The sequence below is a fragment of the Paraeggerthella sp. LCP19S3_G8 genome, assembly GCF_052119225.1.
In the GTDB taxonomy this organism is placed as follows: Bacteria; Actinomycetota; Coriobacteriia; order Coriobacteriales; family Eggerthellaceae; genus Paraeggerthella; species Paraeggerthella hominis.
Genome location: NZ_JBQKFQ010000009.1, coordinates 18,542 through 43,591 on the forward strand (window position 1 = coordinate 18,542; position 25,050 = coordinate 43,591).

At 63.1% G+C, this 25,050-nt stretch carries 21 protein-coding genes; 10 read left to right on the forward strand and 11 right to left on the reverse strand.

The window, feature by feature from the left end; genetic code table 11:
- Positions 1-6: 6 nt before the first annotated feature.
- Positions 7-738: an amino acid ABC transporter ATP-binding protein gene (locus ACTQZK_RS10165; protein WP_216529805.1), complete on the reverse strand. Its 732-nt coding sequence runs from the start codon at positions 736-738 to the stop codon at positions 7-9.
- A 321-nt stretch (positions 739-1,059) separates the two neighbouring features.
- Here ACTQZK_RS10165 and ACTQZK_RS10170 point away from each other — a divergent pair, with 321 nt between their 5' ends.
- The gene (locus ACTQZK_RS10170) at positions 1,060-3,207 is read left to right on the forward strand and encodes a transporter substrate-binding domain-containing diguanylate cyclase (protein ID WP_216529804.1); all 2,148 of its coding nucleotides are present in this window, start codon (positions 1,060-1,062) and stop codon (positions 3,205-3,207) included.
- 115 nt (positions 3,208-3,322) lie between these two features.
- Here the strand turns inward: ACTQZK_RS10170 and ACTQZK_RS10175 are convergent, their stop codons facing one another.
- From ACTQZK_RS10175 to thyX, 4 genes are read right to left on the reverse strand one after another with little or no spacing between them, the layout of a single operon-like run.
- Positions 3,323-4,498, reverse strand: coding sequence for an ABC transporter permease (locus ACTQZK_RS10175; RefSeq protein WP_216529803.1), 1,176 nt, complete (start codon positions 4,496-4,498; stop codon positions 3,323-3,325).
- Positions 4,495-5,271 (reverse strand): ABC transporter ATP-binding protein, encoded by a 777-nt coding sequence (locus ACTQZK_RS10180; RefSeq protein WP_216529802.1) that lies wholly within the window; start codon positions 5,269-5,271, stop codon positions 4,495-4,497. Before ACTQZK_RS10180 ends, ACTQZK_RS10175 begins: the two co-directional genes overlap by 4 nt.
- A gap of 42 nt (positions 5,272-5,313) precedes the next feature.
- On the reverse strand, positions 5,314-6,717 hold the full coding sequence (locus tag ACTQZK_RS10185) for a DUF1385 domain-containing protein (RefSeq protein WP_216529801.1): 1,404 nt from the start codon (positions 6,715-6,717) through the stop codon (positions 5,314-5,316).
- A 1-nt stretch (position 6,718) separates the two neighbouring features.
- A complete protein-coding gene (gene thyX, locus ACTQZK_RS10190) occupies positions 6,719-7,399 on the reverse strand; it encodes an FAD-dependent thymidylate synthase (RefSeq protein WP_216529800.1) in 681 nt (226 codons plus the stop codon).
- 142 nt (positions 7,400-7,541) lie between these two features.
- On the opposite strand from thyX, the gene ACTQZK_RS10195 reads away from it, so the two are divergent.
- On the forward strand, positions 7,542-8,432 hold the full coding sequence (locus ACTQZK_RS10195) for a class I SAM-dependent methyltransferase (protein ID WP_216529799.1): 891 nt from the start codon (positions 7,542-7,544) through the stop codon (positions 8,430-8,432).
- 70 nt (positions 8,433-8,502) lie between these two features.
- Here ACTQZK_RS10195 and ACTQZK_RS10200 read toward each other — a convergent pair whose 3' ends face one another.
- Positions 8,503-9,855: a Fic family protein gene (locus tag ACTQZK_RS10200; RefSeq protein ID WP_441899601.1), complete on the reverse strand. Its 1,353-nt coding sequence runs from the start codon at positions 9,853-9,855 to the stop codon at positions 8,503-8,505.
- 315 nt (positions 9,856-10,170) lie between these two features.
- Between ACTQZK_RS10200 and ACTQZK_RS10205 the strand changes: the two genes are divergently transcribed.
- The 3 genes from ACTQZK_RS10205 to ACTQZK_RS10215 all read left to right on the forward strand — a co-directional run bounded on the left by ACTQZK_RS10205 (position 10,171) and on the right by ACTQZK_RS10215 (position 14,291).
- Positions 10,171-12,873, forward strand: coding sequence for a molybdopterin-dependent oxidoreductase (locus ACTQZK_RS10205; RefSeq protein WP_441899602.1), 2,703 nt, complete (start codon positions 10,171-10,173; stop codon positions 12,871-12,873).
- Between the two features lie 2 nt (positions 12,874-12,875).
- Entirely contained in the window at positions 12,876-13,496 is a 621-nt protein-coding gene (locus tag ACTQZK_RS10210; protein WP_216529818.1) for a 4Fe-4S dicluster domain-containing protein, read from the forward strand.
- A gap of 66 nt (positions 13,497-13,562) precedes the next feature.
- Complete coding sequence (locus ACTQZK_RS10215; protein WP_441899603.1) at positions 13,563-14,291, forward strand: TorD/DmsD family molecular chaperone; 729 nt, start codon at positions 13,563-13,565, stop codon at positions 14,289-14,291.
- A 64-nt stretch (positions 14,292-14,355) separates the two neighbouring features.
- On the opposite strand, the gene ACTQZK_RS10220 is transcribed toward ACTQZK_RS10215, so the two are convergent.
- Positions 14,356-15,021 carry a flavin reductase gene (locus tag ACTQZK_RS10220; protein ID WP_441899604.1) on the reverse strand — a complete coding sequence of 222 codons (666 nt, stop codon included), beginning with the start codon at positions 15,019-15,021 and terminating at the stop codon, positions 14,356-14,358.
- Positions 15,022-15,112: 91 nt separating this feature from the next.
- Entirely contained in the window at positions 15,113-15,745 is a 633-nt protein-coding gene (locus ACTQZK_RS10225) for a hypothetical protein (RefSeq protein WP_114567919.1), read from the reverse strand.
- 120 nt (positions 15,746-15,865) lie between these two features.
- Between ACTQZK_RS10225 and ACTQZK_RS10230 the strand changes: the two genes are divergently transcribed.
- From ACTQZK_RS10230 to ACTQZK_RS10250, 5 genes are all read left to right on the forward strand, one after another.
- Positions 15,866-16,726, forward strand: a complete 861-nt coding sequence (locus ACTQZK_RS10230) for a Rossmann-like domain-containing protein (protein ID WP_418830255.1) — start codon at positions 15,866-15,868, stop codon at positions 16,724-16,726.
- 688 nt (positions 16,727-17,414) lie between these two features.
- Complete coding sequence (locus ACTQZK_RS10235; protein WP_258552759.1) at positions 17,415-18,545, forward strand: FecCD family ABC transporter permease; 1,131 nt, start codon at positions 17,415-17,417, stop codon at positions 18,543-18,545.
- Positions 18,542-19,324 carry an ABC transporter ATP-binding protein gene (locus tag ACTQZK_RS10240; RefSeq protein WP_114567889.1) on the forward strand — a complete coding sequence of 261 codons (783 nt, stop codon included), beginning with the start codon at positions 18,542-18,544 and terminating at the stop codon, positions 19,322-19,324. The genes ACTQZK_RS10235 and ACTQZK_RS10240 overlap by 4 nt, the downstream gene beginning before the upstream one ends.
- A 30-nt stretch (positions 19,325-19,354) precedes the next feature.
- On the forward strand, positions 19,355-20,491 hold the full coding sequence (locus ACTQZK_RS10245; protein ID WP_441899605.1) for an ABC transporter substrate-binding protein: 1,137 nt from the start codon (positions 19,355-19,357) through the stop codon (positions 20,489-20,491).
- 87 nt (positions 20,492-20,578) lie between these two features.
- Positions 20,579-21,805 (forward strand): molybdopterin molybdotransferase MoeA, encoded by a 1,227-nt coding sequence (locus tag ACTQZK_RS10250; protein ID WP_114567887.1) that lies wholly within the window; start codon positions 20,579-20,581, stop codon positions 21,803-21,805.
- Between the two features lie 121 nt (positions 21,806-21,926).
- Here the strand turns inward: ACTQZK_RS10250 and rpmE are convergent, their stop codons facing one another.
- From rpmE to pyk, 3 genes are all read right to left on the reverse strand, one after another.
- Positions 21,927-22,397, reverse strand: a complete 471-nt coding sequence (rpmE, locus tag ACTQZK_RS10255) for a 50S ribosomal protein L31 (protein WP_114567886.1) — start codon at positions 22,395-22,397, stop codon at positions 21,927-21,929.
- A gap of 163 nt (positions 22,398-22,560) precedes the next feature.
- On the reverse strand, positions 22,561-23,463 hold the full coding sequence (rhaD, locus tag ACTQZK_RS10260; RefSeq protein WP_114567885.1) for a rhamnulose-1-phosphate aldolase: 903 nt from the start codon (positions 23,461-23,463) through the stop codon (positions 22,561-22,563).
- Between the two features lie 8 nt (positions 23,464-23,471).
- Complete coding sequence (gene pyk, locus ACTQZK_RS10265; RefSeq protein ID WP_441899606.1) at positions 23,472-24,977, reverse strand: pyruvate kinase; 1,506 nt, start codon at positions 24,975-24,977, stop codon at positions 23,472-23,474.
- Positions 24,978-25,050 lie beyond the last annotated feature (73 nt).

Consider the following 25,050-nt stretch of genomic DNA (forward strand, 5'->3'; position numbering starts at 1 on the left):
TGCGCCTCACAAGATCTTGGACAAGAAGCTCTTGATGCGCTCGTTGTCCGTTTCGTCGAAGATGTACCGAGGACTGCCCTGCTCGACCACCAGGCCGTTTTCCATGAACACGACCTTGTCGGCCGCTTCGCGCGCCAAGCCCATCTCATGGGTGACCATGACGATGGTCATGTTCGTTTCCGCCAGGGACTTGATGACGTCGAGCACTTCCTGCACCATTTCGGGATCGAGCGCGCTCGTCGGCTCGTCGAGCAGCATGATCTTGGGATGCATGTTGAGAGCGCGCGCGATGGCCACGCGCTGTTGCTGGCCGCCCGACAGCTGATCGGGGTACTTGTCCACCTTGTCGATCAACCCCACGCGCTCCAAATAGGCGCGCGCCGTTTTCTCGGCCTCGGCCTTCGGCACCTTGAGCACCTTGATGGGCGCCAACGTGACGTTCTCCAGCACGGTTTTATGGGGATACAGGTTGTAGCTTTGGAACACCATGGCCACGTCGCGCGCGAGCGCCCGGCTGTTCACCTTGCGATCGCCCAGGTTCATGCCCTCGACCACGATGGTCCCCGAATCGGGAACCTCCAACCCGTTGATGCACCGGATCAGCACGCTTTTGCCCGAACCCGACGGCCCGATGACGACGACCTTCTCGCCCTCAGCCACCTCGAGCGAAACTCCTTTGAGCGCCTCGACCGCGCCGAAGTTCTTCACGATGTTTTGAACTGAAATTGCGTTTTGCACGCCCCGCACCTACGCTTTCGCCCTGCGGGGGGCCGGACGCGAACGCGCCTTGCACCCTCCATCGATGATCTGAATGCTTCGATGGTATCAAAGCGACCACGCCCCTGAGAGGAGAACAGGTTACGAAACCTTGACGGCTCGCTCGAAAGGTAAACGGCCGTGCAACCCGAGGCGAAACCCCGCCCCGACCCGCACCGCTTGCCGCTGCGAGCCCGCCAGCGAAGGGAATGCGACCGAGCGATTACTTTTAATCATTACCTTTGCTATACTAATTAATCGTTTGAGGAAACGGCGCAACCGAATCGGGCGAGGAGCCGGTGCATGAAAAACATGCTTTCGCGTCTTGCAAGGACGTGGGCCGCCATCGCGACGGTCGCCATGATCGCGGCGTGCTCGCTGCCTGCAACCGCCATCGCGCACGACGGATCCGCCGACGCCGTATCCGACCACCGCATCATACGCGTAGGCTGGCCGATCCAGCCGGGATTGTCGGAATCGGACGGACACGGTTCCTATTCGGGCTACACCTACGACTACCTCGAGCAAGTGGCGCAGTACACCGGATGGAGCTATCAATTCGTCGAGGCCGAAGGAAGCATCAACGAGCAGCTCACCACCCTGTTGGCCATGATGGAAGCGGGCGAGATCGACATCATGGGAGCCATGGCGTACAACGATTCGCTGGCGCAGCAGTTCGATTACGCCACCAACTCGTACGGAGCGGCCACCTCTGCCCTGCTGGCCGCCAGCTCCAACGACAATCTGACCGAAACCAATATCTACCTGCAAGAAAAACTCCGCATCGCGTTCAACGGACCATCCCCTAAGTCCCATTCCGGCGCCCAGATGTTTTGCGACGCAAACGGCATCCAGATGGAAGCCGTCGAGTGCGACAGCATCCAAGCGCAGATAGACGCCGTGCTGTCGGGAAAAGCCGACGTGCTTACCGGCGTGGACATATCGCCCATCGAAGGCATGCACGTCGTGGCGTCCATGGCCTCCAATCCGTTTTACTTCGCCGCCTCGAAAGGCGAGAAAGACATCGTCGCGTCCCTCAACGAGGCCATCGTTCAAATCGACAGGGCCGAGCCGATGCTGCAGCACGACCTGTACGCGAAGCACTTCGACACGCACCAGGGATCGACCGGGCTTGCCAAGGACATGCGCGCGTTCGTTGCCCAAGCCGGCACGATCCGCGTCGGGTATCTGGCGGGCGCGGCGCCCGTCCAAGACGTCGACGAAAAAACCGGGCTGCCCGTGGGTGCCTCGAAAGCGGTGCTCGACTACATCGCCGAGTACACGGGGCTCTCCCTGGAGATCGTCCCCGTTACGGGCGAACTCAACTGGGACGAAGCTATCCAGGAGTTCGACCTGGACGCCATAGCCGGCATCGTGCACGACTTCCCCTTCGCCCACCAGCACAACCTGTCGCTGAGCACCCCGTACCTCTCGTCCTACCAATGGATCGTAACTCGCAGCGGCGTCAACGCCTCCAATTTGACAGAAGGTCGCGCCGCGTTGATCCGCAGCGCGACCTGCGAAGAAGCGGACCGAGAGAACGCGCTCGTCTGCAACACGCTTGAAGACTGCGTCGAAGCCGTCGACACCGGGCGCGCCGACTACACGTACGCAGACGGCTACAGCGGGCCTTACTTCGAGAACATGGAAAGCTATCCCAACGTCACCGCTTACATGAACCCCAACGAAGAGAACAGCATCTGCTTCGCGTTCGCGTCCTCGAGCGACCATCGCCTGCTGCGCGTGTTCAACGAGGCGATCCGGCAGATGCCCGTCGGGATAGTCAACGACAGCATCTACGCCGAAGCCCTGCAGGAGAATCAGATGACCTTCGTGCAATTCGCCGAAGCGCACGTAAAAGAGATCGCGTTGATCAGCCTTGTCGTGGCAAGCGTCATCATCGCGCTGTCGATAGGCTACGCGCGAAACCGCGCGAAAGCCCTCGAGATCACCCGTGCCGAAAAAGACCGCCTGAAAGCGGTTGCCGAACGCGACGGCCTGACCGGGCTGCTCGGCGTAGGCGCGTTCAAAAACGAAGCGCAAACGCTGGTCGACCGAAACAACGTGGGCGCGTTCGTCGTAGTGGACATCGACGACTTCAAAGTTGTGAACGACACCTACGGGCACAAGGCGGGCGACGAGTCGCTGTGCCTGCTGGCCAGCATGATGAAGGAAACCTTTCGCGAAGACGACCTGGTCTGCCGCTTCGGCGGCGACGAGTTCGCCGTTTGCCTGGCCGGGATGGTCAGCGCGGATGCGCTTGAAAAACGCTGCCGAGAGCTGCTCGTGCGCGTAGCGACCGCTTCAGCCGAGGCGGGTCTTCCCTTCAGCGTGAGCATCGGAGCCGTGCGCGCACGGGGCGGCGAGAGCTACCTGGAGTTGTACGACCAGGCGGACAAGGCCATGTACGAAGCGAAGCGAGCGGGCAAAAGCGGCTTCTTCGTCCTCTAGCCTCTGCGCATCGACAGGACGCCGGGAACCCGCCGGCAAACCGAAACCGACAAGAACCGCAAGCCGATCCCTTCCGCCAAGCCCTCGAACGGCTCTCTTTCGAACGACGAAGCGCCTAGCGCGCGAACATCAGGCGCTCGCTGTCGAACATGCGCTGCAAAACCAGAACGCCCGCCCCCGTGTACGCGAGGTTGGAAGCTACGCACAACGCCACGTTCATCGGTTGGAAATCGAACGTGAAAATGGAGATCATGCACTGCACGCTGTTGTACAGCGGTATGAGGTAGAACTGCGGCTCCGTCTGCGTTGCGCCCCCGAACATGCCCAAAGCGCCCACGAGCATCACCACGATCATGAGCGGCGTCAGGTACATGGACGCTTCCTTGGTCGTGCGCGCCAACGCCGAGACCATCGTGATGAGAACGACCACGACCAGCGTCGTGGACGCGATGACCAATGTGAGCAAGACGTAGTCGGAAACGCCGTACACGCTCATGCTCACGCTGCCCTGCATGATGCTGGGCAGCCCCGCGAATATGCCGATCGCGCTCGATGCGGCAATCAGCAAGCCGATGATCGACACGGCGAGCACCTTTCCCAATGCGATGTCGCGCCGACGAACCGGCGTCGCCAGAAGCGTTGCCATGGTGCCGCGCTCTTTTTCGCCGGCAACCGACTCAGCCGCCACGGACATGCAGCTGGTGAACAGCAAGATAAGCAACAGCATGGGCACGATCGACACCACGACGGAACCGGCCACGTCGCGCTCTTCGGCAACATCGTAGGACGCATCGCCGACGTTCACGTCGAACCGGTTCGACAGCGACGACTCGTAGGCGTCGAGCGCGGCCTTGAGCGCGGAAAACGCCTGCACCGAATCGGGATCCGTGGAATTGCGGTACAGTTCCACGCGAGGCGCCGCCGTGCCCGAAGCGGGATCGTAGGCCGCGACGGACTCGTCGAACCCTTCGGGGAACAGGGCGAACGCCTTGACGTCTCCTTGCTCGATGGCCTCGCGCATCCGATCGGCGTCGGGCAAGGAACCCTCCTTCACGACATCGATGCCCGCCGCGTCCGCCAGCGCTTCAAGGCTGGCGGGTTCGTTCACCACGGCAACCACGGGCCGTTTGGCGGCATCGGGCTGGAACATGCTGCCCATCGCATCGCCCATCACCGTCCACACGACGAATATCAGCAGACCGGGCAAAACGATGGAAACCAGCGCGGACACGCGGTTGCTGAAGAACTTCGCAAGCTCCTTGCGTGTAATGGTGAAAGCGCCGTTGCTCATGATTCCCTCCGAACCGCCGCCGCGTACAAATCGAAGAACGCGTCTTCGAGCGAGCGCCCGTGCGTGACGTCGGGCAGCGTGCCGCATGCGGCCATGCGCCCGTCGATCACGATGCCCACGCGATCGCACACCTTCTCGACCAGGGTGAATATATGCGTGGACAGCAAGATGGTTTTGCCCTCCCCTTTCATTTCCACCAAGAAGTCCGTGACCGTCTTGGCCGTAAGGACGTCAAGGCCGTTGGTGGGCTCGTCGAACACGATGATCGACGGATCGTGCGCGACCGACACCGCAAGCGAGGTCTTCTGCTTCATGCCCGTGGACAGATCGGCCACCTTCGTTTGCGCAAAACGATCGATGCCGAAGCGCTCGAACAGGGCGCGCTTGCGTTCGTCGCGCACGGCGGGATCAACGCGATGCAGCTCGCTGAAGAAGTCGAACAGGTAATCGGGAGAGAACACGTCCTCCAACTTGAGGTCGCTCGTGAGAAACCCGATAGAGCTGCGCACGCCCACGGGGTCGGACACGACCGACTTTCCGTCGATGAACGCATCGCCCTGATCGGGCTTGACCAAGGCCGCCAGCATGCGCAGCGTGGTGGTCTTGCCGGCTCCGTTCGGACCCAGCAGCCCGAAGATCTCGCCGTGCTGCACCTCGAACGACAAGCCGTCGACAGCCGTCTTCATCCGACTGTCCGTTCGCTCGATCTTGCGCTGCTTCGCGGAAAGCCTGAACGACTTCCGAAGGTCCTGCGCCGTTATAGCCGCTCCCAAGATATGCCCTTTCGTTCGTTGACCGCGCGTGCCGAACCGGCGCTACGCCGCGGAAGGCGTGGGAGCCTCCGCTGCGGCGTTCGCCTTCGCGTCCTCTGCTTCCTCCCGCTCGAGCACGCGCTGCATGGCCGCAATAGCGCATTCGATCTGCCCGTCGTCAGGCTCGCGCGTGGTAAGGTACTGCATCTGCATGCCGGGCCACAGAACCACCTTGACGATGGGATTGTCCGGGTGGCTGCCCGCCCATTTCACGGTGATCTCGTAGGATATGCCCGCGATGACCGGCATGAGCAGGATGCGGATCAAAATGACCAGCGCCAGCTTGGGCGCGCCGTCGGCCACGCCCCATGCGTCGATGAGCGCGTTGATGGGCGTCACCGTGTACACGAAGATGGCGATGATCATGACCATGATGAGAAACGCGGTGCCGCAGCGCACGTGCAAGCGGGGGAAGCTGCGCGCGTTTTCCGGCGTAAGGGGCAGGCCGTGCTCGTAGCAGTGGATGGTCTTGTGCTCGGCGCCGTGGTAGCCGAACATGCGCTTGATGTCCTGCATGCGCCCGATCAGCCACAGGTAGAACACGAACACGAGCACGCGCAGCAAACCGTCGACCACGTTCCAGAGCACCGTATTGGAATCGTACTCGCCCACGATGAGGTTCGTGAGCGCCGCCGGCGCCACGATGAACAGCACCACGCCCAGCACCAGGCCGAGCACCATGGACACCGCCATCTCCTTCTTGCCGAATTCGACTTCCTCGTCCATGAACGACTTTTTCTCGACGTCCTTCGGCGCAGGGTCCTGGACGGGAGCGGAAGAAGCAGGCTCCTCCACCACGTCAAGCGTCCTCTGGGCGCCCAGCCCGTCGATCACCGTTTCCGGTCGCCCGAAATCGTCCTTCCAGGAAAACGCCTTCTCCCCGCCCTCCCCGCCCCCGCCAGCGAGCGAGGGTCCAAGCCCCTCGAGATCGGCCGCAGGGTTCCCAGCGGACGAATCGGACGACGGAGATCCGTCGACGAGGGGGCCGGAGGGATCTGAAGCGAGTTCCGCACGAGCCGAACAGCCCTGCGGGCTGTTCGTGCGAGCAGGACTGTCCGAGCGGCAGACCCCTCCGACCCCCTCGGCAGCAACCCCCTCTTCGTCCGATTCGTCCGCGAACGCGTGCAGCGCCGCGATCTCGAGAGCCTTGTAGCCTAGGACGAGCGACTCCACCATAGCCCGGCAGCCGCGCACGAGCGGCCAGTACATCCAGCCGTTCTTGCCCTGCCCCGACGCCAGGTCGTGCTCTTCCACGTACACGCCGCCGGAAGGTTCGCGCACGGCGACCGACCAGTTGTACCGGCCCCGCATCATAATGCCCTCGATAAGGGCCTGCCCTCCCACATGGGTCTTGACCGCGCCGTCCTCCGAGAACGCGCGCGAAAGATCGCTCTTCTGCTCGGCCACGTCAGCCCCTCTTCACGCGCGGATACGGGTTTCCGCAGGTCATCTTTCCTTCAGGGCAGTTCCCGCGGATGCAGGGCGCGCCCGCGTCCATGAACACGAACGGTGCGGTCGGACGCGCCAGCTCGAGCATGCGATGCGCCATGTCGCGGATCTCCCACTGCGCGCGGTTGCAGCAGCGCAGCGAGAAGAAGTGCAGCAGCTCGCGCACGTTCATGGTGATGACGATCTTCGTTTCGGCGGCGTTGGGCAGCAGGTAGCGGGCATCCTCCGCGGGAATGCCGGCGGCCAGCAGCTTCTCGTACGCTTCGATAGCCGCCTCGATCGCCCGGTCGAACACGGCTTCGGCCTGCGCATCGCCCGCGATGCTCTCCGGCTTGACGGTGGCCAGGCCGTCGGTGAACTTCACGTAGCGCTGGCTTTGCTGGTTGAAGCTGGCAATGCGGTGGCGCACCAGCTGGTGCGTGAGCGCGCGGGACACCCCGTCTACGGCGAAGGTGTAGCTGGCGTGTTCGAGCGTGGAGAAATGCCCGCTTGCCATGATGGTCGAAAGCACGCTTCGCACGCGCTCCTCGGGCATGGTTTCCATGAGCTCGGCAGCGCCGACGGGCGCGTAGCACAGGCGCGCGGCCGTTGCGATGGCGCGCTCGGGATCGGGCGTATGGTACAGCAGTTCAACGTGCATAGGACGAATACTCCTCTGTTAGAAATAATCCGTTTTCACGCACTCCACCCGTGCGCGATGCGGTATCGTTCTTTACCATAGTACCCGAAACCGACGGCTGCGCACCCGCTGGGCAAGCGGCCCTTCACGCGAAAGGCATGCCATGGAACCGTTCGTCCCCCTGCTTACCACGCACGATTGGAACGAAGAATGGAAGGCGCTGCAGAAGCTGCGCCGCCGCGTGGACGATGCCTCGTACTGGGACAAGCGCGCGTCCACCTTCTCCACGAAGGACGCGCCGAACCCCTACGTCGAACGATTTCTGGAACTGGCGGACGTGCAACCGGGCGAGACGGTGTTCGACATGGGATGCGGCACGGGCGCGCTCTGCATTCCACTGGGAAAGGCGGGGCACAAGGTGGTAGCCGCCGACTTCTCGCAGGGCATGCTCGACCGCATGGGGGAAGAGCTTGCGGAGCTGGGCGTGCGAACGGTGTTTCCCAAGCGCATGAGCTGGGAGGACGATTGGGCCAGCTTCGGCGTGCGTCCCGGCATGACCGACGTTGCCGTAGCTTCTCGGTCCATCGCCACCGCAGACCTGCGCGACTCGCTGCTGCGCTTGACCGACGTGGCGCGCCGACGCGTCTGCATCACGCTGTCAACCGGGGCCTCTCCGCGCACCGACGAGCGCCTGCTGGCCGACATAGGCCTTGACCAGGTAAGGGGGCACGACTACCTGTACGCCTTCAACATCCTGGCGAACGAGGGCCTCAAGCCCGAGCTGTCCTACATCGAAAGCGCCCGCGAGGACACCTTCGACTCTCGCGAAGACGCCTACGAGGCGTTCGCGCGCATGGTGAACGACGCGGCAACGGGCCTGGTCGACGACGATGTGCGCGAAAACGCGCTCGAAAAGCTGCGCGCATGGGCGAAAGACAACCTCGTGGACAACGAGCACGCCGGGCAGCCCGACAAGAAAGGCGTTGCGCAAGGACGTCTGCGCCTGCGCCAGCCGCGCACCGTCACCTGGGCGTTCCTCGCCTGGAACAAATAAGGGGCCGAAGCGTAGCCGGCAAGGCAAGGCAGGAAGCCAAGGCAGCGTCCTGCCGCCCCCGCCTTGCCGGCTACGCGATCGTTCCCTTGCTTTGCTCGATCAAGAATTCGCGCGACAGCGGCGTTTCGGGCAAAAAGGCGCCTTCTATCCGCGTGAACAGCGCGATCGCCTCGGCTGCCTCGAACACGCGGTTGCGCCCGCCGCCTCCCATCTGACGCAAAACGCCCGCCTCCACCAAATCGGAAACAGCGCGCGCGGCGGTGGAAAAGCTGCTTCCGATCAACTCGGCTGCAAAGGGGATGCTGACGACCGGGCTTCCTATCAGCTCGTTCATCAGCTTCCGCACGCACTTGCGCAACTCTATCCCGTTTCCCTTGACCTGCGCAGTCCATGAGTCGGTCAAAGCGGACGCCTCTCGACAGCACACCTTCGCGATGCGCACGGAAAGCTCGCAGGCTCGCGCGCAGTGGTACACCCATTCGTCCACGGCAAGCAGTTCGCCCGCATCCACGAAATCATGCTCGGTCAGATACGGTTCGAGCCTTCTTGTATGGCGCATGGTGGTCATGGCCGGCGTGATGGAGAACGGGGGCATGTAATGCTCGATAAGCCCCGCCTTGCGCCAGATCAGGATAGCCAGAATACGACCGATCTGGTCGGATCCCGCCATGAACGCCTTGGTCGCCTCAAGCTGGTAATGGGCGATGGCCGAGCGCGCTATAGGCGAATACGAATTGCGGTTGCAAAACTGCACGAGGTCCTTCATGAACCGAGGAAGCTGCGCCGCGGTCGGAGGCCGATACATGTCAAGATCCACGTCGGGGCTGCGCCGATGATTATAATCCCATGAACGAAGGCCGGCTTCCTTCTCCCAATACGACCCTTCGCTGATGCCGCGGTACAAAGCCTCCAGATGCGCGACCGTTATATCGCCGTCTTGAGAAACGTCGGAAAGTATGAAGTTCACTGCGCCCTCCACCAAATGAGCGGCGTACGAAGCATCAAGTTGAGCCGACGTGCAGCCCGCATGCATGCGGCCTGCGTTCTTGACAAGCCGGGCAGAACCCGCCGGCGCATGCGTCCAGGAGCCAAGGTCCAGATAGCAACACGCCCGGTAGCTCGGCTTCACGCCGTTAGTGCGCACCGAAGCCACGCCCTCCACGCGCGACAGCAAGCGCCGCAGCGGATAGGCCGACCCCTCGACCAGACAGTCGGACTTCGCCACCGCGATCTCCGCGCGAGCGACAACCGCAGCCGTCTCGCTGCTCAAAACGAAGTTGCGCGGGCACAGCAACTTGGGCTCGTAGGGCGCCCCCGAGCGCTTCTTTCGGTTGACCTTGTCCTTTTCCGCACGCACGGAAGCGAGGTCGGCGATGAGCCGCGCAAGGTCGTCCTGCCCGATCTGTCTGTCGAAATACTGCATGGCGGCACTCCGGCTCCAAGAGCCGAAACTCCCTCCCCTCGCGCTCCATTCTAGCATCGACGCGAGCGATGCCCCGCAAGCGGGCTCCTTATTTCCGATTTCGTTGATTTGCTAATACGACCATCCGTTTCGAGAATAATCGAAACCGCAAAACAAGCCGAATTCGGCTCGCATGCTTCCATTCCGATCCGTTCTGCAATACAGAGCCTTCGGCCATTGGCACCGCAGCACCGTCGTCTCTATGATCTTCGCGAACCCTGCAAGGGGTTGGAGCGGCCGCAGCAAGGGGGCGGCCGCACGACGATAGGAGGGAACATGGGAGCATCGACGCACGAAACGGCGGAAGCAAGATCGAGCATCACCCGTCGAAACCTGCTCAAATGGACGGGCGTCGCCGTAGCGGGAACCGCCGCGCTCGGCACGACCGGCTGCGCAGGATTCAACCAAAAGCCGGAAGGAGAAGCGGCGAAGGGGGCATCGGAAGGAACCTGGATCCCCTGCAACTGCTGGGCGGACTGCGGCAGCAAAGGCTTCAACAAGGTGTTCGTGCAGGACGGCGACTGCGTCCGCATGGGAACGGACAAAACCCACGCGGACTCCCCCGACTGCCCGCAGCTCAGGTCGTGCGCCCGCGGACGGGCTTTGCGCGGCATGGTATTCGGCGCCGATCGCATCAAGTACCCCATGAAGCGCAAAAGCTGGCAGCCCGGTGGCGGCGACAACGCCAACGGGGCGCTGCGCGGCAAGGACGACTGGGAGCGCATCAGCTGGGATGAAGCGTATCAGCTGATCGCCGGCGAGATCAAGCGCATCACCTCCGCGTACGGACACGATGCGATATTCGTGCCGGGCTACGTGGCCTCGCTGTTCGGGAACTGGGATATCGGGCGCATGCTGGCGCTGCACGGAGGGTACCTGGAGCACTGGGGCGCCTGCTCTTCGGGCGCATGGGGGTCGATGGCCAAGATATACGGCCTGGCCGAAGATACGAACGATCGCATGGACTTGCGAAAGGCCCAGATCATCGTACTGTGGGGATCGAACCCCGCCTGGAGCCGCACCGGCCTTCCCACCTACGACTACATGCAATGCAAAGCTGCGGGAACGAAGTTCATCTGCATAGACATCTTCCGTCACGCCACCGCCCAAGCCGTTGCCGACCAGTTCGTCGGCGTGCGACCGGGCACCGACACGGCGCTTGCCATCGCCATGGCCTACGTGCTGCTGACCCACGACGACCCCGCTGCAAAGCCGCTCATCGATTGGGATTTCCTGAACAGCTGCACCGTCGGATTCGACGCAGACCACATGCCCGAAGGAGCGGCGCCCGAGGACAACTTCAAAGACTATGTGCTGGGCACCTACGACAATACGCCGAAAACGCCGGAATGGGCAGCGGAGATCTGCGGCGTAAGCCCCGCCGTGATCACCGATCTTGCTTTGCAGATCGCGCAGACCGAGCGCGTGTCCATCATCATGTCTCCCGCGCCGTCGCGCACCACCAACGGAACCACGTGGCCCCAGGCCATCATGACGCTTGGAGCCATGGCCGGCTGCATCGGCAAGCCGGGCTGCTGCACCGGATCCGACGCCGGCCACTCCTGGTTGCAGGGCGGCTACCTGACCTTGCTGCAGGGCGGCACCATACTCGGCGAGCCCTCATGGACTACGTCGGGAAACATCGCGCCCATCTGGAACCCCCTCGGCGGAGACTCCATCGAGTACGGCGTGCCCAACGGCATGTACAAGCTGCCCGAAGAGCCGTATTACCGCATCAACATCAACGAGGCATGGACGGGCATTCTGTCCGGCGAGTTCACCACCGGCCTGGGCAAGAAGCGCCCCTGCAACGTGCACATGATCTACGATACGCACGAGAACATCATCAACCAGGCACCGGGGACCATGCTGGCCATTGAAGCCTACCGCAAAATGGACTGCGTCGTAGCCCAGAACATCGTGATGACCACGGCTTGCCGCTATGCGGACATCGTCTTGCCCGTCACCACCCAATGGGAGCGCTACGGAGACTTCACCGCAGCGTATCGCGAGCAAGTACTGTGGACGAGCCAAGTATGCGAGCCTTTGTTCGAAGCCAAAAGCGACGTGGACATTGCCGCAGAGCTGTCAGAGCACATCGGCGTCGATCCGAAGCAAGTGCGCCCGCTCGAGCTCAAGCAGCAGGTCTTCGATTGGGTTGCCGCCGCAACCGCAACCAAAAAGGATGGAAGCGGCGTAGAGAACCTGGTCAGCGTCACGGAAGACGACCTGAAAGAACTCGGCGTGGAAGGCAAGCCCCAAGAAGGTCGCGTGCCCATCCTCGACTTCAAGCGCGACGGCATCTACACGGTGGAGCGCTCCGAAGGAGACGGTCTGGATTACGTGGTGCTGGAAGCCTTCCGCAAGGATCCCGAAGCGAATCCCATAGCCACCACGAAAACGGGCAAGCTCGAGATCTGCTCGCCGAACGCCGCCGCGCGCGTAAAGGCATGCGGATGGACCGAAATCCCGCCCATCGCCAAATACGAACCCGGCATCGAAGGATACGAGGAGACGTTTTCCGATTGGGCTGGCAAAGTGAAGGGCGAATACCCCTATCAGCTGGTCAGCCTGCACATTCCGCGCCATTCGCATTCCTCGTTCGCCGACGTCCCCAATCTGCGCGAGGCGTTCGACCACCCGCTGTACATGAATCCGCTCGACGCCGCGGACATCGGGTGCGAAACGGGCCAGACGGTGCTCATCACCTCGAAGTGGGGCAAGAGCCTGCGCCCGCTGCTGGTCACCGAGATCATGATGCCCGGAGTGCTGGGCCTCGGCCAAGGCTCGTGGGTGGAGATCGACGAGGAGACCGGCATCGACATGGCCGGCAGCGTCAACGTGCTGAACGGCCCCAACTGCGTAGGATACGGCCATCAGGCATGGAACAGCTGCATCGTGAAGGTCGAGAAATGGACGGGAACGCCGCTCGCCCCCGATTACACCTGGGAACCGCGCGAAGTGTTTAAGGAGGACTAATCATGTCTCAAATGGGCTTTTACATCGACAGCGCTTCGTGCACCGGCTGCAAGGCCTGCGAACTCGCTTGCAAGGACAAGAACAACCTCGACGTGGGCGCTCGGCTTCGCCGCGTGCGGATGATGTGCGGCGGAACGTGGGAGAAAGACGAGGCGCTGAACTGCTTCACCCCGCAAGGCGTGTTCTCGTACTCGGTATCGTTCTCGTGCGGGCACTGCGACTCCCCCGCCTGCTTCGCCAAATGCCCGCAAGGGGCCATCTCGAAGGACGCGGACACGGGCATCGTCACCATCGATCCCGAGAAGTGCATCGGGTGCGGCACCTGCAATGCAGCCTGCCCGTACGGCGCGTGCCAGCTGGTCGAAGCTGAAAAGAAATCGCGCAAGTGCGATCTGTGCAAAGATCTGCTCGCCCTTGGCGAAGAGCCTGCATGCGTGGGAATCTGCCCGCAGCGCGCCCTGGCAATAGGCGAGATCGAAGAGCTCCGCAGCACCTACGGCAAGGTTGCCGACGTGCAACCGCTGCCCCCTTCGTCGGAAACGCTTCCCAACGTGGCGATCGCCACGCACAAAGACGCTGTGTTCGAAGAGGGCGCAGGACGGCCTCTCTCGCTTGAACAATAATCCCAACGCGCAAGGGGCTGCGGATCGCCCGAAGCCCCTTGCGTCGACGATTCGATAGGAGACGACATGGACACCGATGCCATCCGATCAAGGCTCGCAGAAGAAGAAGCCCTGCTCACGCTGCTCGGAAGACTGCTGTACGGCATGCCGGATCGCGATCTTTTCGCCCGCGTCGTCGAAGAGCGCCTGTTCGAGTCCATACCCTTCGTAGACGGCGCGCGGGCAAGGCAGCCGCAGGATCTGCTCCTTGCCTGGATGGACGCCTGCGCGACGCCCTTTTCCGACAGCGACTTCGAAGCCGTCCGCGTCGACTACACGCGCCTGTTCGTGGGCGCCCAAAAGGTAGCCGCCCCCCTTTGGGAATCGGTGCACTTCAGCCGCGAGCGCATGGTGTTTCAGGAGCGAACGCTGCAAGTACGAGCAGCGTACCGAGCATACAACCTGGAGGTAGAGGGCTTTCAGCACGAACCGGACGACCATCTTGCCTCCGAACTGCTGTTTGCGGCGCATCTGGCGCGCATCGCAAAGGAGAGCCTCGACGCCGGCAACGAAGAAGGATTCGAGCGGGCGATGTCCGATCAACATGATTTTCTGGAAGAGCACCCGAACTCCTGGGTGGAAGGTTGGCGCGACCTGATCCTGGAAAAATCGAACAGCAACCTGTACCGGGGCCTTTCGATGCTGATCACGCAAGCCTGCAAGGAATCCGCGCTGCTTGCCAAGGAGCTGAAAAGGACGGGCGACGCATGCCCTGGATGCGAGGCCCGCTGCCCCGCATCCAGTTGCAACGCGTAGGGAAAACGAGCAGGGCGGGCGAGGCGGAGCAAACCCGCCCTCGCCTCGCCCCGCATCCCTCGATCTACACGGCGACCCGTTCGAACATGTTCCGGCCCACGCCGCACACGGGACACACGTAATCTTCCGGCAGCTCGTCAAGGTACTCCATGTGGCCGCACACCGTGCATCGCCAAGCGAACTTCGGCTTCGCGTCGCCTTCACCGGGCGCAGAAGCAGGCTCCTCGCCCAGGTAACTCGATGCCTTCGGTGGCGTTTTCCCGCCCTTGACCAGGTGATAATAGGCGTACGTCATCGGATCGCCCGCGCAGGTTTTCTCCGCTTCCTCCACCTCGCCCACAAATAGGATATGCGTGCCCAGGTTGACGATCTGCACGACGCGCGCCGAGAAGCGCGAAACGCACTGTTCGGCCACGTAGGGAACGCCCGCCGCGTCTTCGGCCGTCTCGCACGAAGCGAACTTGTCCACATCGGCGCTCGAATGGAAGCCGAAGGTGCCGATAAGCTCCATCGTCGCCTCCTGGGACAAGCACGTTGCCGTGAAACGACCGGACTCGAGCACGGCTTCGGTCGTAGCGTTTTCCTTGTTCAACGTCACGCTCACCTGCATAGGGGAAGACGTCACCTGCTGAAACGTGTTCGCAACGCATCCGAAGCGCTTTCCCTCATGCTGCGCGCCAACGATGTAGAGCCCATAGCTCAAGCTATGAAAGGCCGATTTATCGATCATGATGGCACCTTCCCGCCGCGATGCGCCTGCCCGCGGTCCTGTCTCGTCTAATACCGATCGGTCGATTTTGATGATACTTGGTATCGTTTGCTCAAACAAGATCGAATGCCGAACGCAAGGTCGAACGAGCCTCGCCGTCGGGAGCGAGCATCTTCGCACCGCCCCAAACATCGCCGAACCGTTCGGCAGCAGCTTCGAGCAGCCACGCCCGCACCACCACGAGGGCGTGAGCGCTTCGGGCCGAAGGGCCCTGCGAAAGCACGTCCATGGCCGACGTCAGCCCGCCGCCGCGCAGCAGCTCCAACTGCCCCAGCTCGTCCACTACCAGCAAACCTGGGCTGTGCGGCGGATCAGCAGCTTTCAGCCTATCGAAATGAGCGTTCACCTGCGCAAGGGCATCGTCCGATATCTCCCAGGCAAGCTTCGCGCGAGCGCTCTGGCTTTCTTCGCGAAACGTTCCTTCGGCCAAAGCCAGATCGCGCCGCCGGGCAAAGGAAACCCGCTCGCCGCCCGGAAGCAAGACGTTGTCGATACCGATCTTTTCCAGAGTTTCGGCTCCCACCGCCGCAGAACAACCGGCGGCTTTTCCGGCTTCGCTCCCTCGCCAGACGCCAGGGGCCAAGACGCCCTCCACCGCAACGTCCTGGGCGACAAGTCCTTTCACCGCAGCCTCCAGCCAGCGGGTCTTCCCTATCTGCACGTCGCCTGTTAGCAGGAACAGCATGGTCGGCGCCCCTTCCTTGATTCTTCTCAACGGTGTATTATACGCCAATAGGTACAATATAAACGACGCGCTGCACGCAAAGGCGCTTCGACACGAAAACCTGCGAACAAGGAGAGCCGTATGGAACGCTCCGAGAACAGCACCTGCTCGAACGCACGCGAAGCGGAGACGGGCGATTCCTCCGGCACGCTGGAAAACCGATCCCCGTGGCAATTCTACGACTTGCTGATCGAAGGGATCCCCGAAGATCTTGCCGTGCGCGATTACTGTTTGGGAACGCACTGGTCGTACGTGGAGGCCGACTGCGGCATGGGCGTGAGCTTCACCTGCAAAGGCGGAGCGAGGCGCCAGGCCAAGAACGATTTGCGCGGATGCTCGCTTCGCGCGATGGCCCAGCTTGCGAAGTCATGGTGCTTCGAGGAAGCCACGCTTGGGGTGGCGGCTCTCAACGCCTACTACGCGCAGAAGCGCCTGCTCGATCCGCTGGGAGCCGTCTACGACGAGCCCGTCGAGCGTCCGGACGGAACCGTGCGAAGCAAAGACGCGTTCGAGCTGTACCGACCGCGCATCGCGGCGCAAGGCAACGCCAACGTCGTGGTGGTCGGGCACTTTCCCCACGTCGACCGCATTGCCGAATACGCCAATCTAACGGTGCTCGAAAGAAACTGCTCGCAGCCGCTCGACACGCCCGACCCCGCCTGCGAATACGTCGTCCCCCTGGCCGATTACGCGTTCGTAACGGGCGTGACCATCATCAACAAGACCGCGCCCCGCTTGCTGGACCTGGCGAAGAGCGCGACCACCGTCATGGTGGGCCCGAGCGTGGTCATGTCGACGCAGCTGTTCGACCGCGGCGTCGACATGCTGGCCGGCAGCGTCGTAGCCGATCCCGAGAAAGCCCGCTTCGCCGTGAAGAGCGGAGCCGGGCAGTTCTTCGGCGAAGCGCTCCAAATGACGTCGATCACGCGGGAGCTCGCGTAGCAAGATCCCACCTCGCGCACCGTGGGGCAACCCTCAAGCACGCCGTCCGCCGCACGCGAGGGCAGCGCGGTGCGGGCTTGCCCTGGACGAGCGCGCGAGCAAGCGCTGCGCCCGTCGCGCACGAAGACGGCGCGCAAGAAAAACCGCGATCCGTGGTAGGTTTTGACGGTTTGAGGTCGTCCTGACAGGTGCTGGGCGTGCGGGTTTGCACACTTAGCTTCACGTCACCTCGCTCACCTGCGGAAACGCAATAGACCCACATACAAGCAAGATCGATCAGCCAACCCAACGACCCCAAACCGTCAAAACCTACCACGGATCGCATAATTTTCTGCTGAAGGAGAAATCGGGGCGCGAAGCGGGCCGGCAGCATCATCCGGCCCCCCGTGCCGGTCGGCGGCCCACCCGTTTCGCCCACGCAGACCGATCGCTCGTCGGGCCGCCCCCGCCCGTTTCGCCCGCTCGACCAACTACTCGGCCGCCCGCTCGCGCAACCCCCCCCCCACCCGCTCCGGACGCAGCACGGACCGCCCTCCCGCACGACCCGCGCCCCGCCGACCCTCCGCTACCGACCCCCAACCCGCCTCAGGCAGCCCGCGCGCCAGCTTCGGCACCATTTATATTTGTTTGATTATATTCTCATTCTAGTATATATTTGAGAAACAATATTATTCTTCATTGGGGGACTATGAAGACACGAGAGCTCAACGACCCGCCCGACGCATCGAAGGCGACCGCGCCTGGCAAAGAGGCGAACAGCAGCCGTGACCTTGATCCCGGGATGCGCGCCGCCCGCTGCGCATCCCGAAGAAACGCGCGTCGCGCCAACGCCCTCTTGCTCGCGCTCGGCATCCTGCTCATAGCAAGCGCGCTCGCTTCGCTCATGCTGGGTCGCTATCCCATCACGCCGGTAGAAGCAGTGGGAATGCTAGCCAACTTAGCCTTTCCCGTGGATCCGTTCTGGACTCCGCAGCAGGAAACGCTCTTCTTCCAAGTGCGCCTGCCGCGCATAGTGCTGGCCGTCATGGTGGGATGCAGCCTTGCCACAGCGGGCGCAGCCTACCAGGGAACGTTTCAGAACCCGCTCGTATCGCCCGACATACTAGGAGCGTCGCAAGGCGCGGCGTTCGGAGCGGCGTGCGCCATTCTGCTGGGCATGGGCGCGTTCGGCGTTTCCGCCTCCGCCTTCCTGTTCTCTATCGCAGCCGTGATGCTGGTGCTGCTCATCGGCACGCGAGCCCGAGGGAATCACCTGCTCATCGTGGTGCTGGCGGGCGTGATGGTCAGCTCGCTGTTTTCAGCGGGCGTCTCGTTCACCAAGCTGATAGCCGATCCCAACAACCAGCTTGCCGCCATCACGTACTGGCTCATGGGCAGCCTGACCGGAGCCAAGTGGAGCGACATGGCCCTGGCGGCCATCCCCATGGCAGTCGGGCTGGGAGCGCTGTTCGCCCTGCGCTGGCGCATCAACGTGCTGACCATGGGCGACGACGAAGCTTCCACCATGGGCGTGAACGCGCGTCGAACACGGCTCATCGTCATTCTGGCGGCAACCCTGATCACCGCCTCCAGCGTAGCCGTATCGGGCATGATCGGATGGGTCGGCCTGGTCATCCCCCACCTTTCCCGCATGGTCATCGGCTGCGACTACCGCAAACTGCTGCCGGCGAGCATGCTCATGGGCGCCAGCTTCATGCTGATAGTGGACGACATCGCCCGGCTGGTCGCAACCGCGGAGATACCCATCGGCATACTGACCGCATTCGTAGGCGCGCCGTTCTTCTTGTACCTCATCACCCGGAAGAAGCAGAAGCTATGAGCATCGACGTCAAGAACCTGAGCTTTTCCTACGGAAGCCGCGAGGTGCTGCACAACGTCAGCTTCTCCATCCCCGACAACATGCTGGTGAACGTGCTGGGACCCAACGGCGTAGGGAAATCCACGTTGTTTCGCTGCATCCTGTGCCTGAACGCCGCCTGGACAGGCGAGATCACCGTGAATGGAAAGAACCTGCGCGACCTCCCCGTTCGCGAACGGGCGCGCGAGGTGGCCTACATCCCGCAGTCGCACTCGTCCACGTACGATTACGACGTGCTCGACGTGGTGCTCATGAGCGCTGGAGGCGACGTCGGGCTGTTCGGAACGCCGAAACGCCAGCATACGGACCGCGCCTGGGAAGCGCTCGAGCGCGTGGGCGTGGCGCATTTGGGACACCGCCCCTACACGCAGATATCCGGCGGCGAGAAGCAGCTGGTCCTTATCGCGCGCGCCATCGCCCAGAATGCGCGCACCATCGTCATGGATGAGCCCACCAGCGCGCTGGACTACGGCAACACGGTGCGCGTGCTGTCCACCGTACGTCAGCTTGCTCGCGAAGGCATGAGCATCGTGCAATCAACCCATCAGCCTGACCAGGCTTTTCTCTACTCCGACCGCACCCTCGTCATCAACGAGGGCCGCGTGCACGCCTTCGGCGACCCCAAAGAGGTCATCACGAAGGAGCTGGTAAGCGCCATCTACCACGTGGACGTGGAGGTCAACTCCCTATACGGCGACAAGGTGCGCGTTTGCGTGCCGGTACGCGAGATAGAACGGTAGGCTCAAGAAGCAACGGAAAGGAAGGCTCCCATGGGAGGGACTACGAAAACGAAGAAAGCGCCCTGGACCGCGCGCTTGCTGATCGCATGCGTGCTATGTCTTGGCTTGGCGTTCATCGCAAGCGGCTGCGCCCAGCAAGCGCCGAGCGCGGACGAAGGCGCGAAGCAGGATCAGCCCGCGCAAAACGAGACCCGCACGTTCACCGATTCGGCGGGGCGCACGGTCGAGGTGCCGGCGCAAATCGACCGCATTGCGCCGGCCGGCCACACCGCAACACAGGTACTGCTCACGATGGCCCCCGACAAGCTGGTGTCGATCTCGACCGAGCTTACCGCGGATCAGGCGAAGTATCTGGGAGCGGACTATGCGAACCTGCCCGTAACGGGAGCAGCGTTCGGCGCGAAGGGCGACCTCAACAAAGAGGCCGTCGCCGCCTCCGGGGCCCAAATCCTCATCGATACCGGCGAGCTCAAAGACGGCATCAAGGAAGACCTGGACACGTTGCAGCAGCAGCTGGGCATCCCCGTGGTGGTCATCGAAACCAAGATGAGCGACTACGGCAAAGCCTATGAAATGCTCGGCGAGCTTCTGGGCATGCAGAACCGCGGCAAGGAGCTGTCCGACTACTGCAAGGCAGCCTACGACGAAACCGTGTCCGTCATGAGCACCATCCCCGAGTCCGATCGCGTCAACGTTGCCTACCTTTTGGGTGGCAAGGGGACGAACACCATCGCGAAGAACTCCTATCAGGGACAGGTGGTCGATCTGGTTGCCAACAACGTGGCCGACCTGGGCAAGGTCTCCGGCAGCGGCGCGGGCGTCGAGATCAGCATGGAGCAGCTGGCTCTGTGGGATCCGCAGCTGATCCTGTTCGCAGGAGGAAGCATCTACGACTCCGTAGGTTCCGATGCCGCGTTTGCAGAGCTGACGGCCGTCAAGAACGGATCCTACTACGAGGTGCCCAGTACGCCGTGGAACTGGCTGAACAACCCGCCTACGGTCAACCAGGTGCTGGGCATGCAGTGGCTTCCCCGCCTGCTCTATCCTGACAAGTACGACAACGATCTGCACGAAACGGTGTCGGGCTACTTCAAGACGTTTTACGGCTACGATTTGAGCAAGGCCGAGTTCGATCAGATCGCAGCGCACGCGCAGCCTAAGGCATAGCAGCCGCGCTCGTATAGAAGAACCGCAGGAGAGCCCGGTACGCCGGGCTCTCCTGACGCACAAGGGAAACCGGACAAGGAGAGGCGCATGGGAGAAAAGATACTCGATGGATTCCCCTCGAAGGAAGAGGCTCTGGACGATTTCTTCGCCGCATGGGAGCCGGTGCGGCGCACCGAATACGTAACGCTCGACCATGCGGTAGGCCGCGTGCTGGCGCGCGACCTGACGTCCGCGAACACCCTGCCGGTGGTGCGCGCGTCCTCGTTCGACGGCATCGCGATGAAGTCCGCCGCGTTCGCGAACGGACTGCCCGACACGAGCAGCTGGAAGCTCGGCGTCGATTACGCGCGCGCCGATACCGGCGACGATTTCCCCGACGAGTTCGACGCCGTGGTGATGATCGAGAAAGCGGCTATCCAGGAAGACGGATCGGTGATACTCGACAAGGACGCGCTCGTCGAGCCCGGCTCGGGCGTACGACCCGCAGGATCAACGCTGCGCGCAGGAGATGCGCTCATGAACGCAGGAACCATCGTCCGTCCCACCGATCTGGCCGCGCTTGCCATGGGAGGCGTTGCCATGGTGCCCGTGCGCGCCAAGCCGCGCGTCGCCTTCATTCCCACGGGCAGCGAGCTCGTGCCCGCCGGCATCAAGCCGCACCGCGGGCAGAACGTCGACGCGAACAGCCTCATGTGCAAGCACCTGCTGATCGAGTATGGAGCGGAACCCGTGCTGTTCCCTCTCGTGCACGACGATCCCGCCGACCTTGAGCGGGCGTTCGAGGAAGCGCTCTCGACTGCCGACCTGGTGGTGATCAACGGCGGTTCCGCGCTTGGCGAGGAGGACTTCAACGCCCGCCTGATCAAGCGGCGGGGACGCGTGGTGCATCACTATATCGCTGCCGTTCCGGGACGCCCGCTCATGATGGCCGTGGTGGACGAAAAGCCGGTCGTCAACCTGCCCGGGCCGACTATGGCGGCCTACTTCGGATCCGAATGGTGCCTGCAAGCCGTAATCGCGCGCATGCTGGACATCCCCCTGCATCGTCATCCCACGGTGCAGGCGCGCGCCGATGCAGCGAAGTCGAGCATCCCGAAGATGGCGAACATCGCGCGCGTGCAGGTGGAGCGCGACGGCGAGGGCTACACGGCCCGCTTTCTCAACTTCAAAGCGGGCGAGCTGGCCGCCTGCATGACGTCGAACGCGCAACGCGTATCCCCCATCGGCGAAGCAGGCTGGGAGGAAGGAGACCTCCTGGAAGTGGAGCTTCTTCGGGGCGAGGAGTTCATCGAGGCACGCCGAGCCAACCGATGAAGCAGCACGGCCCGCACGCGAACCGCATGCGGGCCGTACGGAACGCTTCTGCATGCACAAGGGCCGCATCGTTTTCGATGCGGCCCTTGCTGTGCGCGTTTCGCGTTATGCGTTCGGCACGCTATTCAGCGGCCGGCGCCTCCTCGACGAGAGCGTCGACGGCGGCAGCTTCCTCGGCGGAAGCCTCAGCCGGAGCAGCCTCGGCGGCAGCAGCCTCAGCCTCGGCGGCCTTCTTGGCCTCGGCCTCGGACTTCTTCGCGAACTCCTCGGCACGCTTAGCCTTCTCGGCGGCCTTCGCCTCGCGCTCGGCCTTCTTCTTGGCCTCGGCCTCGGCGACGGCGGCGGCACGCGCAGCCTTCCTGGCTGCCTCGCGCTCGGCCACGCTCTCCTTGGCGGCAGCGCCGAACTTGTCGGCGAAGCGCTGGACGCGTCCACCGGTGTCGACGAAGCGCTGCTGGCCGGTGTAGAACGGATGGCAGACGTTGCAGATGTCGACCTTCAGCTCAGACTTCGTGGAACGCGTCGTGAACGTGTTGCCGCAGCTGCACTTGACGGTGCACTCCCCGTACTCCGGATGAATTCCCTGTTTCATGGTTCTGGTTCTCCTTTACTGACCTTGGTTTCCGACCAAGGTGAAGACAAGCCTTTGCACTATAGCACACCAGCAGTCCGAATACCACTTCTTTGCGGAATAACTTCACGATACGGCAGCCCGCCGAAACGCGAAACGCGTCGAAAACAGCCGGCGCCGATCCTTACAGGTACGCTTCGTTGACGGGCAGGCCGTAAGCTGCGGCAATGCCGCGCAGGCCCTCGTCGGGAATCGTATTGAGAAACCGGTCGCCGCCCCCGTTCATCGCACGCGCCTGCGCGTACACCCCGGCAGCCTTCTCCACGGTCTGCACCACGCCGAACGCAGCGTCGAAGCCGGGAGCCGCGCAGAACAGCCCGTGATGCGCCCATACGCACACGCCGTGATCGCGCATTGCGGCGGCGGTCGCGTCCGCGATCTCCGGGCCGCCCGGAACCATCCACGGCACCACGCCGACGCCGGCCGGGAACGCCACCATGCTTTCGAGCATGGCCTTCCACAACGTGCGCGTGAACGTGCGCGCGTCAAGCGGCAACACGTTCGTCAAGGCTATGACCTGGGTTGGATGGGCGTGGTAGAGCACGCGGTCCGCCCCGGAGGAAGCATCCTTGCGCACTGAGTGAACGGCGCAGTGGCTGGCGAACTCGCTGGTGGGGCGGCCGCCGTCCTTGAACCCCCATACGATGCGCCACGCGTCGCCCGCAGGAGCAATCTCCACGATGCCGGCGTTGCCGTCTGCATCGAGCGCGACGTTGCGCATGACGCGGCCCGCGCCCGTGACCATGAAGAACTCGCCGCTCAAATTCTCCGCGCGAAGGCCGAGCGGCACCCATGAGCTGGGGTTGTCGTAGAAAAACGATCGGCAAGAAGCCACCTCTTCGGGCTTCATGCGATACGACAGGTTGCCGCCGTTGCTTTCGTGCCACCCCTGCGCCCACCCGTCGGCGCACAGGCGCACGAACGATTTCGCGAACTGCTGCTGCTCCACGGCGACGCCGGAAACGGCGCCCTTCGCAGCCGAGACGCCCCGATCGAGCATCTCTTGAGCATCATCGAAAAAACCCATAGCCTCTCCTATCGTTCATGCGCCGGCGACGGCGCGCCAACGCCCGGCTGCTCTTCGTCATTGCGAATCCGCACGACGTACATCACGTTGGTGGCGGCTACCGTTTCGGCTCCCTGCGCGTCCGTACCCGCCGCCGGGCTGGTCAAAGGATCGCCTGCCGTGAACACGGCCAACTGCCCCGGGTTCACCAAACCGCGCTGCAGCACGGTGGCGTGCGCATGGTCGATAACGCAGCGCATATCGCCCTGCACGTCGCCGATCATAGGGACGACGCCCCAGTTCAACTGCTGCTGACGCATGACGCGCGAAAACGGCGTAACCGCGTAGATGGGCACGCGCGGACGCAGGTTCGACACCAGGCGCGCCGTGCGCCCCGACATGGTGGGGGCGACGATGCACGAGGCGCCCACGTTCTCGGCCGTCTGCACGGCCGCCATGCCCACCGCCAACGCGACGCGCGCATGGACGCGCCGCCGGTCGGGCGCGCGCTCTTCGAACAGGTACGGTTCGCTGGCTTCGGCGATGCGCGCCATCATGCGCACCGCAGCCACCGGATAGCTTCCCGACGCCGTTTCGCCCGACAACATGACCGCGTCGGTGCCGTCGTAGATGGCGTTCGCCACATCCCCAACCTCGGCACGCGTGGGACGCGGGTTGCGAATCATGGAATCCAGCATCTGCGTGGCCGTGATAGCCGGCTTCGACGCACGGTTGCATGCGCGGATGATTTCCTTCTGGATATGCGGCACGCGGTACGCGGGAACCTCCACACCCAAGTCTCCGCGCGCGATCATGATCCCGTCGGCGGCTTCGAGTATTTCCTCGATGTTCTCCACAGCCTCCGAGCACTCGATCTTCGCGATCAGCATGATGCCCGCTCCGCCGTGCTGGTCCAGGAAGTCGCGAATCTCGCGCACCCCGCGCGCGTCCCTCACAAAGGAGGCCGCGACGAAATCGACTTCCTGGCGAACGCCGAACAGCAAATCATCGCGATCTTGATCGGTCATAACCGGAAGCGGAACCGAAGTGCCCGGAAGGTTCACGGACTTGCGCTCTCCCAGCATGCCCGCGTTAAGAACCGCGCACAGAATGTCGGAACCCTCCGTTGCATCCACGCGCAACTCGATAAGCCCGTCGTCGATCAGCACGGAAGTTCCCGGCGCAACCACGTCCGCCAAACCCGGACACGTATGAGAAACCCGCTGCGCCGTACCCTCTACCTGGGCTTCAGTCAGCACGATCCGGTTCCCCGAGGCAAGCTGCACCGGCGCGCCGCCCGCCAAGCGACCCGTGCGAATCTCGGGTCCTCGCGTGTCCAGCAGCACCGCGCACGGGGAGTCAACCTCGTGGCATACCGTGCGCAAGCGCTCCATGCGCGCGGCGTGCTCGACGTGCGATCCATGCGAGAAATTGAAGCGCGCCACGTCCATGCCCGCCGCAATGAGGTCGCGCAGCGCGCCCTCGTCGTCGACCGCCGGCCCCAACGTGCACACGATTTTCGTTCGCCTAGCCATAGCCTCCCCGTCGTACGCCGTTTTCCTTCATGATAGCGCAAAGCGCCCGCTCCGCTTGCACGGAACGGGCGCT

Bases quoted from the DNA above. Each gene is read 5' to 3' on its own strand.
- ACTQZK_RS10170 (WP_216529804.1), top strand. From the start codon at position 1,060: ATGAAAAACATGCTTTCGCGTCTTGCAAGGACGTGGGCCGCCATCGCG.
- ACTQZK_RS10175 (WP_216529803.1), bottom strand. From the start codon at position 4,498: ATGAGCAACGGCGCTTTCACCATTACACGCAAGGAGCTTGCGAAGTTC.
- thyX (WP_216529800.1), bottom strand. From the start codon at position 7,399: ATGCACGTTGAACTGCTGTACCATACGCCCGATCCCGAGCGCGCCATC.
- ACTQZK_RS10195 (WP_216529799.1), top strand. From the start codon at position 7,542: ATGGAACCGTTCGTCCCCCTGCTTACCACGCACGATTGGAACGAAGAA.
- ACTQZK_RS10200 (WP_441899601.1), bottom strand. From the start codon at position 9,855: ATGCAGTATTTCGACAGACAGATCGGGCAGGACGACCTTGCGCGGCTC.
- ACTQZK_RS10205 (WP_441899602.1), top strand. From the start codon at position 10,171: ATGGGAGCATCGACGCACGAAACGGCGGAAGCAAGATCGAGCATCACC.
- ACTQZK_RS10210 (WP_216529818.1), top strand. From the start codon at position 12,876: ATGTCTCAAATGGGCTTTTACATCGACAGCGCTTCGTGCACCGGCTGC.
- ACTQZK_RS10215 (WP_441899603.1), top strand. From the start codon at position 13,563: ATGGACACCGATGCCATCCGATCAAGGCTCGCAGAAGAAGAAGCCCTG.
- ACTQZK_RS10220 (WP_441899604.1), bottom strand. From the start codon at position 15,021: ATGATCGATAAATCGGCCTTTCATAGCTTGAGCTATGGGCTCTACATC.
- ACTQZK_RS10225 (WP_114567919.1), bottom strand. From the start codon at position 15,745: ATGCTGTTCCTGCTAACAGGCGACGTGCAGATAGGGAAGACCCGCTGG.
- ACTQZK_RS10230 (WP_418830255.1), top strand. From the start codon at position 15,866: ATGGAACGCTCCGAGAACAGCACCTGCTCGAACGCACGCGAAGCGGAG.
- ACTQZK_RS10235 (WP_258552759.1), top strand. From the start codon at position 17,415: ATGAAGACACGAGAGCTCAACGACCCGCCCGACGCATCGAAGGCGACC.
- ACTQZK_RS10240 (WP_114567889.1), top strand. From the start codon at position 18,542: ATGAGCATCGACGTCAAGAACCTGAGCTTTTCCTACGGAAGCCGCGAG.
- ACTQZK_RS10245 (WP_441899605.1), top strand. From the start codon at position 19,355: ATGGGAGGGACTACGAAAACGAAGAAAGCGCCCTGGACCGCGCGCTTG.
- ACTQZK_RS10250 (WP_114567887.1), top strand. From the start codon at position 20,579: ATGGGAGAAAAGATACTCGATGGATTCCCCTCGAAGGAAGAGGCTCTG.
- rpmE (WP_114567886.1), bottom strand. From the start codon at position 22,397: ATGAAACAGGGAATTCATCCGGAGTACGGGGAGTGCACCGTCAAGTGC.
- rhaD (WP_114567885.1), bottom strand. From the start codon at position 23,463: ATGGGTTTTTTCGATGATGCTCAAGAGATGCTCGATCGGGGCGTCTCG.
- pyk (WP_441899606.1), bottom strand. From the start codon at position 24,977: ATGGCTAGGCGAACGAAAATCGTGTGCACGTTGGGGCCGGCGGTCGAC.